This is a genomic window from Bacteroidales bacterium (assembly GCA_035353855.1).
In the GTDB taxonomy this organism is placed as follows: domain Bacteria; phylum Bacteroidota; class Bacteroidia; order Bacteroidales; family CG2-30-32-10; genus DAOQAK01.
On the sequence record DAOQAK010000055.1, the window covers coordinates 1 to 19,129 of the forward strand.

The 19,129-nt window shown below is 34.3% G+C and carries 15 protein-coding genes; 9 read left to right on the forward strand and 6 right to left on the reverse strand.

Going from position 1 to position 19,129, the window contains the following annotated elements:
* From PKK00_12710 to PKK00_12740, 7 genes are all read left to right on the forward strand, one after another.
* A partial coding sequence (locus PKK00_12710; GenBank protein ID HNW99263.1) for a Fic family protein occupies positions 1–343 on the forward strand: 343 nt, incomplete at its 5' end.
* 96 nt (positions 344–439) lie between these two features.
* Positions 440–1,372: a hypothetical protein gene (locus PKK00_12715; GenBank protein HNW99264.1), complete on the forward strand. Its 933-nt coding sequence runs from the start codon at positions 440–442 to the stop codon at positions 1,370–1,372.
* Positions 1,373–1,959: 587 nt separating this feature from the next.
* Positions 1,960–2,301, forward strand: coding sequence for a PAS domain-containing protein (locus PKK00_12720; protein ID HNW99265.1), 342 nt, complete (start codon positions 1,960–1,962; stop codon positions 2,299–2,301).
* 1,296 nt (positions 2,302–3,597) lie between these two features.
* On the forward strand, positions 3,598–5,817 hold the full coding sequence (locus PKK00_12725; GenBank protein HNW99266.1) for a DUF3352 domain-containing protein: 2,220 nt from the start codon (positions 3,598–3,600) through the stop codon (positions 5,815–5,817).
* Positions 5,814–7,373, forward strand: a complete 1,560-nt coding sequence (locus tag PKK00_12730; protein HNW99267.1) for a D-alanyl-D-alanine carboxypeptidase — start codon at positions 5,814–5,816, stop codon at positions 7,371–7,373. Before PKK00_12725 ends, PKK00_12730 begins: the two co-directional genes overlap by 4 nt.
* A gap of 260 nt (positions 7,374–7,633) precedes the next feature.
* Positions 7,634–8,194, forward strand: a complete 561-nt coding sequence (locus PKK00_12735; protein HNW99268.1) for a pentapeptide repeat-containing protein — start codon at positions 7,634–7,636, stop codon at positions 8,192–8,194.
* A 108-nt stretch (positions 8,195–8,302) separates the two neighbouring features.
* Complete coding sequence (locus PKK00_12740) at positions 8,303–10,282, forward strand: transglutaminase domain-containing protein (GenBank protein HNW99269.1); 1,980 nt, start codon at positions 8,303–8,305, stop codon at positions 10,280–10,282.
* 5 nt (positions 10,283–10,287) lie between these two features.
* Here PKK00_12740 and PKK00_12745 read toward each other — a convergent pair whose 3' ends face one another.
* The 3 genes from PKK00_12745 to sucD form a co-directional block, all read right to left on the reverse strand.
* Positions 10,288–11,181 (reverse strand): ATPase, encoded by an 894-nt coding sequence (locus PKK00_12745; GenBank protein ID HNW99270.1) that lies wholly within the window; start codon positions 11,179–11,181, stop codon positions 10,288–10,290.
* 2 nt (positions 11,182–11,183) lie between these two features.
* Positions 11,184–12,533 (reverse strand): MATE family efflux transporter, encoded by a 1,350-nt coding sequence (locus PKK00_12750; GenBank protein ID HNW99271.1) that lies wholly within the window; start codon positions 12,531–12,533, stop codon positions 11,184–11,186.
* A gap of 135 nt (positions 12,534–12,668) precedes the next feature.
* Positions 12,669–13,544 (reverse strand): succinate--CoA ligase subunit alpha, encoded by an 876-nt coding sequence (sucD, locus tag PKK00_12755; GenBank protein HNW99272.1) that lies wholly within the window; start codon positions 13,542–13,544, stop codon positions 12,669–12,671.
* Positions 13,545–13,637: 93 nt separating this feature from the next.
* Here sucD and mnmE point away from each other — a divergent pair, with 93 nt between their 5' ends.
* Complete coding sequence (gene mnmE, locus PKK00_12760) at positions 13,638–15,032, forward strand: tRNA uridine-5-carboxymethylaminomethyl(34) synthesis GTPase MnmE (protein ID HNW99273.1); 1,395 nt, start codon at positions 13,638–13,640, stop codon at positions 15,030–15,032.
* A gap of 13 nt (positions 15,033–15,045) precedes the next feature.
* Here the strand turns inward: mnmE and PKK00_12765 are convergent, their stop codons facing one another.
* From PKK00_12765 to PKK00_12775, 3 genes are read right to left on the reverse strand one after another with little or no spacing between them, the layout of a single operon-like run.
* Positions 15,046–16,005, reverse strand: coding sequence for a HipA domain-containing protein (locus PKK00_12765; protein ID HNW99274.1), 960 nt, complete (start codon positions 16,003–16,005; stop codon positions 15,046–15,048).
* 2 nt (positions 16,006–16,007) lie between these two features.
* Positions 16,008–16,328, reverse strand: a complete 321-nt coding sequence (locus tag PKK00_12770; protein ID HNW99275.1) for a HipA N-terminal domain-containing protein — start codon at positions 16,326–16,328, stop codon at positions 16,008–16,010.
* Complete coding sequence (locus PKK00_12775) at positions 16,315–16,548, reverse strand: helix-turn-helix transcriptional regulator (GenBank protein ID HNW99276.1); 234 nt, start codon at positions 16,546–16,548, stop codon at positions 16,315–16,317. The genes PKK00_12770 and PKK00_12775 overlap by 14 nt, the downstream gene beginning before the upstream one ends.
* Positions 16,549–16,924: 376 nt before the next feature.
* Between PKK00_12775 and PKK00_12780 the strand changes: the two genes are divergently transcribed.
* The coding region (locus PKK00_12780; GenBank protein HNW99277.1) for a hypothetical protein at positions 16,925–19,129 on the forward strand (2,205 nt) is incomplete at its 3' end.

Consider the following 19,129-nt stretch of genomic DNA (forward strand, 5'->3'; position numbering starts at 1 on the left):
TTTTTTAGGCGACACATTAAAGCAAATAGAAGCAATGCCCGAAACTACATTTGACGAAATCGTAAATAAATATGTAGAAATGAACATTGCACACCCTTTTATGGAAGGCAATGGCAGAAGCACAAGGATATGGTTGGATTTGATACTAAAAAAACGCCTCAAAAAATGCGTAGACTGGAGTAAAATAAGCAAGCGTGATTACATGAATGCAATGGTGCTAAGCGCAACAAAAAGTAATGTATTAAAAACACTTTTGGAAAAAGCGCTCACCACTAAAATAAACGACCGTGAAATGTTTATGAAAGGAATTGACTACTCATATTACTACGAAGAAAATGACTAATAAAAATATTAGTAATATAGCAACTCAAAAGTTATGCATAATTTTGAAACGATATAAAAAAAAAATCGTTAAAAAGATACATAAAATATGAATGCCATGAAACATACTCTTTTGATTTTTATTTGCAGTTTATTTATAAGTGGTTGTAATAAACATGATAATGAAAATTTTGTTCCCGGCAAAATTGAAACGCAGGTTAGTTATAAAGGTGCATCAGCAAAGAAAATTACTGCATCTAAAGAAAAAGAAGATTCACTATATACCAGTTTTGGCGATTATATTACCAGTCTTACACCGCAGGTATTTAAAGCAAAATTTATTTGTATCCGGTTTGTTGACGATTTGCAAGTAATTAATCAGATGGAGCTTCTGGATAATAATCTATCTTACAAGGATCCGCTCAAATATGCTGATTTTACCAGTAACAGCAGTGTAACTATGAATCCAACACTGGGTGGTAATCTTACAAATGAAGGCGCATCGTTTGGAACCACTACGCTGTTTAAATATTTTTATTTTCGGGTTGAATATTTTTATCAGGAAGTTCAGTTGCCGGCGCAATATTCCGATATCGACACGCTCAATCAGTTTAATTTCGGTTCCGCCTCAAATGAAGAAGATTGGAACCAGGTTTATTCATCATTATCAAACAATGTCCTTAAGGCCAGATACCGCCTGTTTTTATATCCTCTTTATGAATCTATTCAGCGTTTGCCTGATGCATTTGTTTTTGGCGGCACCGATTCGTCGTATGTTCTGAATTTATTAACCGATCCGCACGATTATCCAAATAATTTACCTTACGATGGCGACTATATTGTACGAAGCAAAAAGTACACACCAATAACTTTTGTACCTTCTGATGAATCTGATAAAACCACCCTGATTAAAGCAACACTGGCTTTTGACTACAATAACCTGATACAGGTATATGCTGGAGTTGATAATATTCCTTACACCAAAGATGACGTTTTTTTATACGAACCATTCTTTTATGACAGATTAATGGTTAATGTAATTATCGAATAGAGAAAAACTATGCACAACACACGTTAATCATTTAAAGAACACCACCGAATATAAAGCAAATATCACAATTATCAAGTAGTGCGCGGCTTTCGCATTGTCCGAAATTGCAAAACATAATCCCAAAACAAGAAAACAATTATTGCCCGTATTTGAAGGTATAATCAGTAAAGAAAAAAATAACGGAGTGAAGAACGTTTATGTAAAAGCAATCAAAGCCATCGGAAAACAATAATCCTGCTAAAACCCATTTACTACATATCGTAAAGCTATAGATAAGATTGATTTAATTGACGAATAAAACTTTTTTATCAATAAAACCAAAATAATTTCCCATCAAAATATTGTTGTCCTTACGTAACAGCATTAGTAAAAACACTTAGTAAAAATCGAGTTAATTTTCGTATTGTAGTGGCTTGATAATGAGTCTATATTTGTAATGTGTTTGTGTTTGGTGTACTTTTCAAAACTTCTTGCTAAATTTTTTTTCATGCGCAAAAAGAAAAAAATAACCCCTCCCAAAGGGGTTATTTTTTTGTACTTTTGTTTCTGCAACCTTTATCTAATCAATTATTCAATAACAAAGCACAATGGAAGAATTTAACTGGACTGATGAATTTCCTTCGGCTATAACTGTATGTGAGAAAAACGGAACCATCATTTACATGAATGCCAAATCGAAGAAAACTTTTAAAAAAGATGGTGGCGAAAGACTAATTGGCTCCAATGTTCTTGATTGTCATCCCGAGCCGGCAAGAACAAAATTGATAAACTTACTCGAACAAGGAAAATCGAATAGTTATACCATAGAAAAAAACGGTATCAAAAAATTGATTCACCAGTCGCCATGGTTCGAGAATGGCGAATACAAAGGCTTTGTGGAATTATCTATTGAGCTACCTCTTGATATGCCTCATTTTAAAAGAGGATAAAAAAATATTTTGGCTTAAGCCAAATAAAAAACTTTCCCTGGCGCCGACCTTAAGGTCGGCGCTATTTATTTTATACCGATTGTATATATGTAATAGTCCAATAAATTGTACTATAACATCTATGTCATCGGCATAACCATTGTAAAATTTAAAATATCCTTCGGACTATTTTAAATTAACAATTGGTATTATATGCTTGTCAAAAGTTTAATATAAAAATGATCTAAGCGGTTGTACCTACGGCACATTAATAAAGTATTCTTATATTTTTTTACCAAGCTGTTGTCCCTATGGGACAAGCAAAAGAAAGAAATAACAAGTAAGTTTTTATTATAATCAATACCTTATTTTTCTGTGTAACTTCTTTTAACTCGGTGGTTCTCTGTGTAACTTTTTATAATATTTTTTTACAAAAGCTAACATATAAAACAATCGGTAATGCCTATCTGCCTCTTTGGCCCGCTTCGCATCGAGGCGAGCAAGACGGACGGCACATTAATAAAGTATACTTATGTTTTTTTACCAAGCTTTTGTCCTTACAGGACAAAAGAAAGAAACTACCAGTAAGTCTTTATTGATAATAATCAATTATTTTACATCTTCTTAATTTCCGTTTTTATAATTATCAGGATTTTGATGATTGTCAAAAAAATTTCTCTGTGTAACTTCTTATAATATTTTTTTACAAAAGCTAACATATAGAACAATCAGTAGTGCCTATCTGCCTCGTCGGCCCGCTTCGCATCGAGGCGAGCAAGACGGACGGCACATTGATAAAGTATACTTATGTTTTTTACCAAGCTTTTGTCCTTACAGGACAAAAGAAAGAAACTACCAGTAAGTCTTTATTGATAATAATCAATTATTTTACATCTTATTAATTTTCGTTTTTATAATTATCTGGATTTTGATGATTGTCAAAAAAAATTTCTCTGTGTAACTTCTTTTAACTCGGTGGTTCTCTGTGTAACTTTTTATAATATTTTTTTACAAAAGCTAACTTATAGAACAATCGGTAGTGCCTACCTGCCTCGTCGGCCCGCTTCGCATCGAGGCGAGCAAGACGGACGGCACATTAATAAAGTATTCTTATATTTTATACCAAACTGTTGTCCTTACAGGACAAGCATTAGAAATCGATGCATTAGAAATAATTCATTTTCTATAATAGTCAAACGTTTTCTTTCTTCCTATCATTCAAACTTGGTTTATAAATTATTAACCATTATCATTCACTTTCCAATTAAAATTTATAGTAATTTTATTTTTGATTTTTCTAAATGAATCTTCAAAAATATGAGTACACGAAAAAAAGTTGTCATTACCTTCTTTATATTGCTTTTACTGGCAATAGGAGGTTTTATCCTATATATTTATTTTTCCGAATCAGCAAACAGGAACCCGTTTACTGCCGTTCCCGATGACGCTATATATATTATCGAAACTTCCGACCTTACCGATGGCTGGTCGACCATAAGCGACAGCAAAATGTGGAAACACATGCGCAACAACAAACACTTTGAGGATATCAGCAAAAGCGCTGCAACACTCGATTCGCTTATTAAAGATAATTCCACAATGGATATGCTTTTCAGTAACCGTCAGCTGTTGGTCTCGGCTCACATGATCTCGGGAAACGATTACGATTTTCTTTTTGTGGTGAATATGAAAAGCGCTTCGAAAGTTGCGTTCCTGAAAGATTACATCAGCGGAATTGTTAAGCAATTCGGGTATTACATGTCGAAACGAAATTATAACGGACAGGAAATAATTGAACTTACCGACATGGAGACAAGGGAAATTCTTTATATAGCAATTAATGAAAATCTTTTTATCGGGAGCTACTCTCCTATCCTTCTTGAAAAATCGATCAACCAGAAAGACAAGGAAAACTGGATAAAGAACAACGATTTTCAAATGATATCTTCAGAAATAAGTTCAAAAAAACTTTTCAATTTCTATTTTAATTATAAGATGCTTCCCGAATTCATGAGTTGCTACTTGACTGAAGAAAGTGATATCATCAATTCGTTGGGAACAACTTTAAAATACTCAGCATTCAACGTTAATTTTGAAGATGAGCGATTGAGTTTTTCCGGTTACACAAGTTTATCCGACAGTATTTCATCATATCTGAAAGCCTTATCAGACGTAGCTCCGGGAAAAGCTGACGGATACAAAATAATCAGTAACAATGCAGCAGTATATATTGCCATGTGTTTTGATAACTTCGATGATTTTTTCAACAAGCTCACAACTGAAATCTCAAATCAGAACGGCGATGAATACAATAATTATAATAAGGCAGTAAGTAAAATTGAGAAACTTTTTAAAATAAATTTAAAAGATGATTTCTTCAGTTGGATTGGAAATGAGATTGCATTTATAAAACTCAAACCTGTTGCCAATGCTAAGGAAGACGATGTTTCAATCATTATCCAGGCTAAAGATATTGATGATGCTAAAAAAGGTCTTGAGCATTTAACGCACCAGGTTGAAAAAAGAAGTCCGCTGAAATTCGATACAACCAATTATAAAAGTTACACCATTAATTACCTGAACATAAAAGGGTTTTTCAAAATGTTCTTCGGAAAACTTTTCGGGAAGCTTGAAAAGCCTTACTATACCTATATTGACAACTATGTTGTTTTCAGTAATTCTACTTCAACATTAATGGACATTATTGATGACTACACAAAAGGTAACACACTGGAAAAAGATAAAGACTTCACTAAATTCAAAGATAATTTTGATGTTGAATCGAATGTTAGTGTTTTCATTAAAATGCCTGAACTGTATTCGCATCTGTATAATTACAGCAACGTTGAAAAGCGCACAGGCATTCATGAGAACAAAGAACTGATTTTAAGTTTTTCAAGGATTGGCTTTCAACTGAAATCGGATGACAAACTTTTTAAAACCACACTTATTGTTGAGCATAACGAAGACGCGCTGTTTAATAATGAATTGGAAAAATTACAGTCATCGGCTGAAGAATTGTTTTTTAGTGATTTTGATTCTTTAAAATTCTTACCTGTACTCACATCAGAAATATCCAATAAAGACGGCGCTTTTGAAATGAAATACGAAAATGGGACAAAACATTATGAAGGCAAAATTGTTGACGGGAAAATTGATGGCGTTTTAAAAATATATTATGAAAATGGAAATTTACAGGGAACCGTAAACTTAAATAGCGGCAAGGTGTTCGGTAACGCTGTATTCTATTACGACAACGATGATGAAAAGAAAAAAGCGGAATTCAGATACAATGAAGAAGAAAAAATTCATGGTGAATATTTTGAATATTATGAGAACGGAGAAAAGAAAGCCATCATTGAATTTATAGATGGTAAGCCTGATGGAGACGCGCAGTTCTTTTACGACAGCGGGAATATAAAAGTTGAAGGTCAATATAAAGAAGGAAAAAAAGAAGGCCGATGGAAATATTTTACCGAAGATGGAAATGAGTTCACAAAAGAAAAATGGAGAAAAGGAAATCAGAAAAATAAATGAAACCACAAAATAAATGGATTCCTTATTTCTGGGGCATAATGGCCGGCATATGGCTATTAGCCGCAGTTGAGGCTATTTATTTTTATTCAAAATTCTTAAAGGATAGAACCAAAACAGAACAACAAAAAAAAGAAACTGAAGCCAAAATTATCCCACTTTCCGCTTTAGATAGTTTAAAATATTATGTTGATGAACTGGCAACACATGATTCCATTTCTCATGGGACATTCGGTTTTTTTGTTGCAACAGCCGACAGCGGAAAAATAATCTACGAAAGGAACAGCGACATAAGTCTTATTCCCGCATCATCGCTTAAAGTTGTAACAACAGGAATCGCTTTAAAGACTTTAGGCAAAGATTTTTATTTCCCCACCATATTGCAATATTCAGGTGTCATCGACAAAAATTCCAAAACACTCAGAGGTAATATTTATATCCACGGAAGCGGCGACCCAACTTTAGGTTCAAATAATTTTGGAGTCAATGCGATGGAAATTACGTTAAGACAATGGTTAACCGCTATTGACAGCCTTGGCATTGATTCTATCAATGGTTCAATAATTGGCGATGGAGAAATTTACGATTATGATGCAACACCCGGAGGATGGGCATGGGAAGATGTTGTGAACAATTATGGTGCAGCGCCATCTGGGCTTTCATTCCATGATAATTGTTACGATATAAAAGTTACCATTACCAAATATGGCGTCAAATCAGAGATTGAACCGGATGTTCCGCAGTTTACCACGCAGAATAATATTCTTTACAATCCTTTTATCTATAACAGTTATGTTTATGCAGCAGGGCCGCCATTTGTAAATGAACGCATCGTTCGTGGTGAAGTAAAATATAATGGAGTTTATTCCTGCCCTGTCCCTGATCCTGCTTATTTCTGCGCATACACGCTTTATAAATATCTCAAGAAAAATAAAATCAACGTCAGTGACTCAGCAACAACCATAAGAAAATTAAATTTAAAAGGGTATTATGAAAAACCTTTGCGCAAGCCTGTATTGATTACATATTCTCCATCACTAACTAATATTGCATATTTCACTTTACATGTAAGCGATAATATGTATGCTGAAACTTTCCTGAAAGAAATTTCGGTTGCTAAAAATAAATTTGGCAACACACTTGGAGGCATCAATGCAATTTATGATTACTGGTCGGATAAAAACATTGACCTGCGTGGGTTCTACATGACCGATGGAAGCGGGCTTTCAAGAAATAATAATATCACAGCAAAACAACTCACATACATGCTGGTTTCGTTTGCAAACGATTCCGATATTTTTGTTCCTCTTTATAAATGTATGCCTATAGTTGGAGAAAATTATTACAATAAGGATTCGGATTCAACTTCAATTTTCAGATATAACATTCATGCAAAAAGCGGCTATATGAGCCGTGTGCGAAGCTATACAGGATATTGCAGAAACAAAAAAGGGAAAATGCTTGCATTCACCATGATTGCAAACAATCATGAATTTGCTTGGAATACGTTGCTGCATCGCATGTACAGGATCATGAAAATTATTACGGAATTGGAGTAATAATATAATTTATCACACTTGTCTGATAAAAATATTTTTATATGATTAAATATTTTTTGTATCAATTATTTCAAGGTATATCGCCCACTACGGGGCTTACTTATACTTCTGTTATAATTTATTATTACCAATATAACGTCCCATACGGGACGAAATATCGGTAAACAAGTTAATGCAATTTGTGCAAAGTTCCGTAGGAACGACATAATAATTTAACCACACGATAATGATAATTTATATTTGCTTAAAAAAAATAAAAAATGCCTGAAAATAAAAATTATAAAAACACCGACTTCACGAAAAACAGCTTAGAGAAAGGCGAATACGAAAGCTGCACATTTACAAACTGCATATTTTATAATTTGGATTTATCGAATTATATTTTTCGTGAATGCGAATTCAATGGCTGCGATTTAAGCCTGGCAAAGCTAAAGAATACAACACTCAACGATATTCGTTTTATCAATTGCAAATTATTAGGCTTGCATTTCAATAACTGCAACGCGTTCCTGTTTTCTGTATGTTTCGAGAACTGTTTACTGAAACTTTCAGTTTTCATAAACATGAAATTAAAAAAGATGATTTTTAAAAATTGTAATATACAGGAAGCCGACTTCTCAGAAGCTGAACTCACAAATTCTGTTTTTGATTTCTGCGATTTGCAACGGACCATATTTTTTCATACAAATCTTGAAATGGTTGATTTTCGCACATCGTATAATTATTCGATCGACCCTGAACAAAATAAAATGAAGAAAGCAAAATTCGCAGCATCAGGTTTGTCGGGCTTATTGGATAAATACAATATTATTATTGAATAGCATTAAACAAACTATCTAAAAAGTAAAATAGTTAATTGAACTATTTTAAAATATATTTGCATAAAATATTTCTTCACTAATAAAGTTATAATATCATAGATCTCAGATATGCACTTCTTTTCAAAAATCATTTTCATATTTTCGTTTACTTGTTTTTTTACACTTGGTATATATTCGCAAAACCTGAGTATTCCTGCCTTTCGTACTACCGACTGCCGGAAACTTTCGGAACATATTACCAAAGAGCTTGCTAGCGATAGCGATAAAGTTGTTGCCATTCATAAATGGATAACTCATAATATTAAATACGATGTAAAAAAATGGTTGAACTTTAATTACGACCCTGTTCCGCTGAAAAAAGTATTAAAAAAACGTAAGGCAAACTGTTTGGGTTATAGCGAACTCTTTAACGAACTGTGCAAATATGCAAATTTAAAATCGGTAAAAGTTACGGGTTATGTTAAAGATATTAATGTTGACAGCGTTGATAATTTTTATCTTGATGAACATGCATGGAATGCTGTGCTTTTAAATAATAAATGGAAAAATATTGATGAATGCTGGGATGCGGGCTATATAAAATACAGCAAGGTTACTTTGTTCGGACATATTGTAAAAGCCCTTACTTTCGGGAAAACGATAATCATAAAATATAAACCTCATTTTGTAAAAAATCCGTCCGATAATTATTTCCTTAGATCAGGAAAATTTTTCAGCTACGATCATCTTTCTTTGAATCCATTATGGCAACTGAACTCTACGGGCTTTTCCATAAAACAATTCAAAGCCGATGATGCTTTTTATTTCAAAAATATTCCGAATAATATTAAAAATGACATATACGATAATGCCAATAATAACGAACGAATGAATTATTATAGCTCTGATGAAAATTATAAAATCATTGACGACGGAATTAGAGGCAATCGATTTAATTTCCGCAATCATTATTGCCTTGCCCGTGCATATTACGCCATTGCTGAAAATGAAATTTCAAAATTTGATTTGAATTCCATCAATAAAGTTGAGCAAAACGAATTGTACGATACTGTTATAAGTTGTGTGCAGAAATCGCTTATTGAATATGATACCAATGCTTCGTATTTACGTAAGCAAAAAAATGAATTACTCACTAATAGTATTATCAAGAAGAACACGGTTATCAGGCAAAACAATAATTTAATCAGGGCAACAAAAAATATTTACAGGAATCTTTCCAATGGAAAAAAGTTGGCGAAGAAAAATATAAAACTTGCAAAAAAACTTACGAAGACATATGAAAGTAAATACAAAAAATTAGAAAAAAACAAATCGTTTTTTAAAACTAAACTTGCCAAATCCCCCACTCCTATTGATTCCCTGAAATATTATTACGATGCGCTTTTCACAAGCGATTCAATAGCATGGCAACAGGATTCCATAAATATCTTTTTTACAAACGGAGATAAATCACATAAAATTATTTCTAAAAACATTAATGAATATGCTATAGGTTCTGAGCTTTATACAAATATTGAAACTACATTAAAGGCTACCCGCTTTGAATATTACGATGATCTTGATCATGAAATCAGAATGCTTAAAGATACTGTTCTTGCTCATAAATACATGAACGATGCAAATTTATTTATCGACAGTACTTTCTTCTTTAAAGCGCTATACAAAGATCTAAAACTTATTAAAAATAAAATATACAGGCAATCTTTCCTGTTTAAAAATAAAGCAGCATATCTTACAAAACTCAAAGCTTCATGCATAAATGAAGGCAATCTTAAGGAAGAATATGAACAGAATTTATTGGTATTAAAAAAAAATATTGAAACGTTTTCAACACAAATGGAAGATTGGATTTCAAGATATAATGAGTTTAAGCGCTTTTGCAGGAAACAAAAATCGTTGACCAAGGCGGAGCTTATTTCATACATTAATGAAAAAGCAACGGAATATGGCTTTTATACAGTACGTAACAAATATATTAAACATCATTTCTCTGCTTTAATATCGAATAATAAATACCATGTCAAAAAAACGATGGAATTAAAGAGAAAAGCAGAAAGTCATAAAAAGAAATTAGAGAAAATAAAATAGCTGTATTAATCATCATCGGCAGAAAATCTTGCTGCCATTCTTTTTTTCACATCATCGAGATGGTATTCAATAAGCCCGTCAATAGGTGATTGCACTATCTTCTGAATAGCCATATTATTTTCCGATGCAATTTCATTTAAAATATCGGCAAAAACAAATGCTACGGAACCGGTAAAACTCACAGGAATTTCTTTACAACGCGAATACCGAAGAAGTTGAGTTTTAAAAAAATCAGAAAAACTGTTTTTCACAATTTCTTTAAAGAAAACATTAGAAACATTTTCTGTAGCAAACAAAGCAAACGAAGCAAGAAAACGGTTTGGAAAAGGTTTTTTGTAAATCTGAGTTAGTATTTCTTCTTTTGAGTAACCATATTTTTTTTGATACAATTCGCTGATCTCTTTCGGAGCATTCAATGATAAAGTTTCTTTCAATATTTGTTTACCTATATGAGCAGCGCTGCCTTCATCACCTAATATATAACCTAACGAAGGAATGTTTTCTGTAATTTTTTTCCCATCATAGATGCATGAATTGGAGCCTGTACCAAGTATACATGCCAGTCCTTCATTATGCCCAAATAATGAACGCGCAGCGCCCAGCAGGTCGCTTTCAACTTCAATGCTCGCATTAGGAAATAAAGGAGTAAGCGCATCTTCAATAACCATGCACTTTTCCGTTGATGAACATCCTGCACCATAGAAATATATTTCTTTAACTCCATCGCTGTTCATGAATGGAACAAGGTCTTTATCCACCTCTTCATTTATATGCAGGGAATCAATAAAGAATGGATTAAACCCATTGGTTTGAAATGGTCTTATATCATCACTGCTGTGAATAAGACGCCAATCGGTCTTTGTAGCTCCGCTATCGGCAATTAAAATAGGATGACTCATATTTATTCTGTTATTGCAGGCTGTTTAACTATTACTTTCTTTTTCCATCTACCCTTAAAATAATATATGAATGAAAATACCGTTCCGGCAAACCATGCAATCGGCATCGACCACCAGATTCCATTCATACCAATTTTATCAGATAAAAAATATGCAAGAGGAATTCGTATTAACCATAATGATAATAATGTAAGAAACATCGGCACCAATGTATCACCTGCTCCACGGAAAACACCGGTGTTTATAAACATCATTGAAAACAGCAAATAAAATGAACTAACGATCAACAGGTAATTAGAACCAATGCGGATAACTTCTTTATCCTGATTAAACACCGACATCAGCTGAGAAGAAAAAAGCCATATCATAATTGACATTACTATGGAAATACCACCCGTGATCACTTGCGCCGACAAGTATCCTTTTCTTACCCTTTCTTGTTTCCCTGCTCCCAGGTTTTGTCCGACAAAGGTCATCAGCGCCATCGAAAAATTCATAGCAGGTAAAGTAGCAAAAGAATCGATCCTTCCGGCAATCGTGTATGCTGCAATTGTATTGGTACCAAAACTATCAACTATTTTCAATAAAGCCATCATCCCGAGAGCAACAAATGTTTGCTGTAACCCGGAAGGCAATCCTATTTTCAAACTCTTATAAAAAATATTCTTGTCAAAATATATTTTCACAAAAGAAATTCTTATAAACTCATGTTTCTTATTCAGGTAAAAAGTTGCAATTATAAAAGCTACTGCTTGTGCAATTACTGCTGCTATTGCGGCACCCTCAATTCCCATTTTCATTACAGGAATAAATATCATTTCAAGAATAATATTAAGAACCGTAGCAATTATCATAAAATATAAAGGGGTTTTGGAATCGCCCATCCCCCGAAGAACCGCATTTGTTCCCTGGAAACCGGCCATAAATAATATTCCTATCATGTATATCCTGATATAAAGCAATGCTTCCGGCAATACTTCTATAGGCAGATCTAACAGCATAAAAATATCCCTGCAAAATAACAATCCGGTAACTCCTATGATAATCGAAGCAAAAAATAAAAAAATATACGCCGTGTCTACAGAACGTTTAACCGCATCATAATCCTTTGCTCCAAAATATTGTGAAATGATAATATTGATACCGGCAGTAATACCCATCAATAATGAAATAAGCGCAAACAAAACAGGAAATGATGCACCTACTGCGGCTACAGAAGCTTTACCCAAAAAATTCCCAACGATAATACTATCCACTATCATGTTGAACATCTGGAAAACATTCCCCAGCAACATAGGTATTGCAAAATAAAAAATAAGCTTTCCTTCTTTCCCTACAGTTAGATCTTTCATGAAATAAAAATAAGCGTGGCAAAAATATAAATAATAAGCCATGTAAATTTCTTCACGAGATACGAAGAAATACAAAAATTGTTAACAACTAAAATATACAGGAAAGAATATTCTGTACTATAGACAGAAAAAGAATTATTTTTTCTTTAAAACTTCAATCATTTTTTTGCCAATATCGGCAGGTGAATCCACAACATGAACGCCACATTCACGCAATATTTTTTTCTTCGCTTCAGCGGTATCGTCTTTGCCACCAATGATAGCGCCGGCATGTCCCATTGTACGACCTTTGGGAGCTGTAGCACCGGCAATAAAACTTACAACAGGTTTTTTATTATTATTTTTAATCCACATTGCTGCATCAGCCTCCATGTTTCCGCCAATTTCGCCAATCATTACAATACCTTCTGTTTTTGGATCATCCATAAAAAGTTTCATTGCATCTAAAATTGTTGTTCCGGGAATGGGATCCCCGCCAATTCCAATTCCGGTTGATTGTCCTAACCCAACTTTGGTGATCTGGTCAACAGCTTCATAAGCCAGCGTTCCTGAACGCGAAATGATTCCGATAGTACCGGGTTTATGAATAAATCCGGGCATAATACCAATTTTAGCTTCACCCGGGGTTATAATTCCCGGGCAATTAGGACCAATCAAGGTACAATTTTTCTTAGAAATATATTCTTTAACAGACACCATATCCTTTACAGGAATACCTTCAGTAATACAAACGATAACTTCGATTCCGGCTTCAGCAGCTTCAGTTATAGCGTCGGCAGCAAATGCAGGCGGTACAAATATTACCGAAACATTGGCTTTCGTTTTTTCAACCGCGTCAGCAACAGTATTGAAAACCGGTTTTCCCAAATGTTGTTGCCCACCCTTACCGGGTGTGATGCCGCCAACTACATTCGTACCGTACTCAATCATCTGTGTTGCATGAAAAGTAGCTTCAGTGCCGGTAAAGCCCTGTACCAATACTTTGGAATCTTTGTTAACTAATACGCTCATTTTACTTATTTTTACAATTTCAGTTTTACAAAATTACATTTTGAATTATTATAACCAAACCTTTTTACTTATTTTTGTTATAAAGATTTTATTATGCTGAATGAAGATACAATATGTGCTGTAAGCACACCCTTTGGAACAGGCGCTATTTCTATAATAAGACTTTCCGGGAAAGATGCATTCGGAATTTCTGAAAAAATATGGAAATCCAAAAACAGTAATCTTCATTTTAATGAACTGAAATATCATCATGCATATCTTGGAAATATTTTCCAGGAAGAAAACATTTTTCTTGATGAAGCAATAATAACTCTTTTTAAAAGTCCTGAAAGTTTTACCACTGAAGATGTTGTTGAATTTTCGTGTCATGGCTCAATTTATATTCAGCATCAGTTATTACAGTTACTTATAAGAAATGGCGCACGTGCTGCACAACCCGGCGAATTTTCATTACGTGCATTTTTAAACGGACGAATTGACCTTACACAAGCGGAAGCCATTGCAGACCTTATCTCGTCGACTTCGCAATCTGCACACCGGCTTGCCATTCAGCAGATGCGTGGTGGTTTCTCAAATGAAATAAAAGTGCTGCGCAGTAAACTCCTTAACTTTTCATCAATGCTTGAACTGGAGCTTGACTTCAGCGAAGAAGATGTTGAATTTGCAAACAGGGATGAATTAAAAAATTTATTATTGGATATCCTATCACATATTTCAAATCTTCTGGAATCATATAAATTCGGGAATATAATTAAAACAGGGATTCCTGTAACTATTGTCGGGAAACCCAATGTAGGGAAATCTACTTTGTTGAATATTTTATTGGACGAGGATAAAGCTATTGTTACTGATATCCCGGGCACAACAAGAGATGCCATTGAAGATGTAATGGTTATCCAGGGAATTGCTTTCCGGTTTATTGATACAGCAGGTCTTCGCGAAGCTACGGATATGATTGAAAATATGGGAATAGAAAAAACTTATGAAAAAATAGAAAAAGCTTCCATAGTTTTATACATGTTCGACATCAATGAATCTTCCGTTGAAGAAATAAAAACAACCATAACTGATTTTAACAAAAAGTATATAAATCAGAACAAAAAGCTTATTGTTGTTGCCAATAAAACCGACATATTGATTGAATCCCCAAAGGGTTTTAAAGATTTAATGGATCTCGAACCTATATTTATCAGCGCAAAACGTGGCGAAAACATTAATATCCTTGTTGAAAAGCTTACCAAATATGCCTCGGAAGAATTGAACAACAATGAAGGTAATATAATTACCAACTCCCGTCATTACGAATCGTTGCATAAAGCTCATGAATCCATTTCCCGGTCGCAAAATGCTTTGACCAATAATAGCTCTACTGAATTTATTGCATCTGATATCCGTACCGCTCTTCACTATCTTGCTGAAATTACCGGTGAAGTTACCACTGAAGAAATTCTTGGAAATATATTCAGTAAATTTTGTATCGGAAAGTAATGCAATGAAATCTTTATTTTATTTTCAAATGCAGTTGTCCTGCCTTTTCAGAAATAATTTTCGTATACCTTTGCTGAATTGCCTTTGTTAAAAAGCTTTTCTTCACAAAGTCTATTATAGAAGGAAGTGATGCTTCCATTTTTGCTACAATGTTCATTTGTGCTTTCTCCGGAATTCCATTACTGCTCATAGCTTTCATAAAATCACTCAATTCTATTTTTTTCTTTCTACCATTAAGAGCCAAGCCCAATTCCTCTTTATCAGAAGGCATCACCAGTGCAGTAGAAACCATATCATAAGCCGGTGTGAGTACATACCCGGTCTCCGGCAGATTTATCAATGAAAAATTTTTCAGGTGCATGTCTGTATTCCCGGTAAGGAAAGAAAATAATACCTGCTCATAAAAATTCACCAGATCAAGACCGGGATTAGACGAAAATTTCATTAATGCCTTCCCTATCTGTTCATAAGACCCCTGGTACTTGTGTTCAGTAAGGCGCTCTGTAAGCTGACACATATCCTCCATATGAATCTTTTTCTTGTCAGTTCTATCAATTCTTTTGGTTATATATGCAAGCTTTCCTGATTTCATCTGAACAAGAGAATGAGGAACTGTTGCTATTCCAGCTATTTCAGCAAGGTGCATTGTTAAATCTTCAACTTCCGGTAAATTCGGATAAGTTTCTGTTTGTGGTTTCAAAATATATTTTCCATGCAAACCAACTATTGTAAGCCTCATAGGAGCACCTTTACTTTCGCCTTTCAAAAGATCCAGGGAAAGTTTTGGCTGCGCCCCGGTAACAGCAGACTGGCTTCTTACAACCTGTATGCCTAATTCCATTAATTCCTTTTCTGTATAAGGTAACTCAGGAGGTTCAGGTTTTCCGAATATTTTTTTACAGCAAGCAGAATGAAACATTTCATTGTTTTCATCAAGCTCATTGTAGCAGAATAAACATTTGTTCGTTTTCATCATCAGCTATTTTTTTCAACGACTTTAACTGCACCAATACAATCGTGGCAACATACCAACAATAAGCCCATCCGATCACGTTGATTTAATTTCCAGTTTTTCTGAGCTATATCAAGAAGCCATCCTTCTGGTATCAAACCATCAAAAAAAGGAAACAGCACTTTACTTTCAAATGGTTTGCTGCTCTTGGGCAATGTAAGACTTACAGACTGCGTTTCAAGGTCTTTCAGATATGCTTCATAGTATGTAAAGACATATCCGTTTTCATTTTCCAGCAGCTCTCCTGCCGGAATATCATGCATAAATATTTCAGCTTTTCTCATCGATTAGTTTTTTTCTGTTAACAGGAACAGGACCCAGTTCCATACCAAACAATAGTAGCACCTGGTTTACCTTATCCATACGGAGCGAAGTTTTGCCATGCTCCATTTCCCTGATAAACCGCAACCCCACTCCTGCCTTGTCTGCAAGCTGTGGCTGAGTTATCTTTAATTGTTTCCGCTTACTTTTTATTAATGCAGATATGGTTTGATTTGATGTCATTTTATACCCTTTTGGGTACAAATATACAACATTTTTCAAATATTACACCCCATCGGGTATATTTTTTATAAAAATAATTTATATATACCCTTTCGGGTATACTTTAATAATGATAGAAAAATGATTTGATGACTGATTTTTTTCATCAACATAATTTGCTATTGAATCGTTTTCACAAGAAAAACCACATCCCTAAAACCCCAATACGGATAAGGGTTTAAACAACCTTCCCTTTTTCCTTTTTATACAAACTTTATTTCAAATTAATATTTACATAATCACTTTTCATAATTGACAAACATATTTTTGTTTACACAAATCAATCATCATAAATTTTAATACTTAAATATTATTATAAACGAAAAATATTAAAACTATGAACAGAATTTCTAACTCAGGAAAAACAAATCGTAGCAGCAGTTTTTTTGTAACTTTTTGTTCTAAAAAGGTTCATCCTTTTTTAATATTGATAACATCAATATTTTTTATAAATCCAGGCTTGCAAGTTTCAGCACTTACTCCTGATAATAATCGAGCGGATGTAAAATTTTTGGAAGGTATCTCCAGTGAAAAACCTTCCAATTTTTTTATAAATAATAACGGAGGATGCATTGCTCTGGCATCAAGTAATTCGCCTGTTTGTGTTGGAAGTACATTGAACTTATACGAAAGTGGAGGATATGCCACATCATGGAGTTGGACAGGACCTAATGGTTTTACATCAAATTTACAGAACCCTGTTATACTAAATGCAACCACCGCAAACAGCGGTATTTACACGGTTGTAATAAGCAATGGGGAGTGTTCTAGTAGTTCCAATGTCATAGTAAGCGCTGAGCCAATTGTTGTTACAGATTGCCCGAATGATATAGTTGTCTGCGCTGATTCCATAAAAAATAATGTTTTCGGAGCATATGTAGATTGGCAAAGCCCGGATTTCGATCTAAATTGCCTTGCTGATTTACCCGGTGGACTCCATAATTTCATTATGCTTTTTGACTTACCAGAAGTAAAGTGGGAATGCTGGGAATTTAACCAGGTACAACGAGTAGGTATTAATAATGGATTTGTCAATTTATGGCAATCAACAGGTTCTGGAGATCCTTCAATTTTATCACCAACTGTATATATTGAACCGTCTCTGGATGTCATAATGGATGTATATTGCGAAACCGGGAGAAATTTTACATGGAAGTTATATTTAGATAATGATTCAACAGAAATATTCATAGGAAGTGTTAATATCAATACACCGGGACTTGATACTTACACCATAAACATTCCGGCTACTATTGAAAAAGGTCTTTACCGGTTAAAATTTGTTTTTAGTGGTAACGGCAATAATAAATGTTATGTAGATAATATTTATTTTGATGCAATCCTAATGGATCTGGGTAATTGCATTGGTGGTATCAATTTTAATATAACCGGACCAATCCCCGGGTTTTTCCCTGTAGGAGATTCGTTGGTTGTATATACTGCAACATATACATCTCCTACGGGAACTTCTTTAACACAAACTTGTGAATTTCATGTTAACGTGCAAGGAGTAAAAGCTCAAATATCTTCAATACAAAATAATACTTGTTCTTTAAACAGCGGATCAATTACTGTTTCTGCGCAATCTTCTTCTGCTTCTCCAAAATTAGAATATTCAATTAATGGAGGAACATGGATATCATTTGAGACCGGAAGCACACAAGTTACCATTGGAAATCTTGCAGTTGGCTCGTATCTGGTAAATATAAGGGACACGAGTCTAATAGGAAATTGCGAAATTATTCAACCTTTACCGGCTACTATTAACGGATCTTCTGTTGAGATGGCTGTTTCAAAAAACACTGTAGTCCCTGTAAGCTGTACGGGATCACATGATGGTTCTATAGATGTTACTGTAAGTGGAGGAACGGCTCCTTTCAGTTATCATTGGGCTGGTCCAAGTTCATTCAGTTCAAGCAGTGAAGATATTTCGGGTTTAGCTCCGGGTACTTATTCTCTCACTGTTACCGATGCTTATAATTGTGTAAAAACTTTATCAGAAAATATTCTTGAGTCTTCTGCTTTACTCGCTGTATCGGCAACATCAGTGGTTCCGGTTAGTTGCAAAGGTTCAGGTGATGGCTCTATAGATGTTACTGTTAGTGGTGGAACTGCTCCTTTCAGCTATCATTGGGCTGGTCCAAATGCATTCTCTTCTATTAGTGAAGATATTTCAGGATTAGCTCCGGGTACTTATTCTCTCACTGTTACCGATGCTTACAATTGTGCAAAAACTTTAGAAGCAAATATTCTTGAGTCTTCTGCTTTACTCGCTGTATCGGCAACATCAGTAGTTCCGGTTAGTTGCAAAGGTTCAGGTGATGGCTCGATAGATGTTACTGTTAGTGGTGGAACGGCTCCTTTCAGTTATCATTGGGCTGGTCCAAGTTCATTCAGTTCAAGCAGTGAAGATATTTCAGGGTTAGCTCCGGGTACTTATTCTCTCACTGTTACCGATGCTTATAATTGTGCAAAAACTTTAGAAGCAAATATTCTTGAGTCTTCTGCTTTACTCGCTGTATCGGCAACATCAGTGGTTCCG

Bases quoted from the DNA above. Each gene is read 5' to 3' on its own strand.
- PKK00_12740 (HNW99269.1), top strand. From the start codon at position 8,303: ATGCACTTCTTTTCAAAAATCATTTTCATATTTTCGTTTACTTGTTTT.
- PKK00_12720 (HNW99265.1), top strand. From the start codon at position 1,960: ATGGAAGAATTTAACTGGACTGATGAATTTCCTTCGGCTATAACTGTA.
- PKK00_12770 (HNW99275.1), bottom strand. From the start codon at position 16,328: ATGAGAAAAGCTGAAATATTTATGCATGATATTCCGGCAGGAGAGCTG.
- PKK00_12775 (HNW99276.1), bottom strand. From the start codon at position 16,548: ATGACATCAAATCAAACCATATCTGCATTAATAAAAAGTAAGCGGAAA.
- PKK00_12730 (HNW99267.1), top strand. From the start codon at position 5,814: ATGAAACCACAAAATAAATGGATTCCTTATTTCTGGGGCATAATGGCC.
- PKK00_12735 (HNW99268.1), top strand. From the start codon at position 7,634: ATGCCTGAAAATAAAAATTATAAAAACACCGACTTCACGAAAAACAGC.
- PKK00_12750 (HNW99271.1), bottom strand. From the start codon at position 12,533: ATGAAAGATCTAACTGTAGGGAAAGAAGGAAAGCTTATTTTTTATTTT.
- PKK00_12765 (HNW99274.1), bottom strand. From the start codon at position 16,005: ATGAAAACGAACAAATGTTTATTCTGCTACAATGAGCTTGATGAAAAC.
- PKK00_12715 (HNW99264.1), top strand. From the start codon at position 440: ATGAAACATACTCTTTTGATTTTTATTTGCAGTTTATTTATAAGTGGT.
- PKK00_12725 (HNW99266.1), top strand. From the start codon at position 3,598: ATGAGTACACGAAAAAAAGTTGTCATTACCTTCTTTATATTGCTTTTA.
- mnmE (HNW99273.1), top strand. From the start codon at position 13,638: ATGCTGAATGAAGATACAATATGTGCTGTAAGCACACCCTTTGGAACA.
- PKK00_12745 (HNW99270.1), bottom strand. From the start codon at position 11,181: ATGAGTCATCCTATTTTAATTGCCGATAGCGGAGCTACAAAGACCGAT.
- sucD (HNW99272.1), bottom strand. From the start codon at position 13,544: ATGAGCGTATTAGTTAACAAAGATTCCAAAGTATTGGTACAGGGCTTT.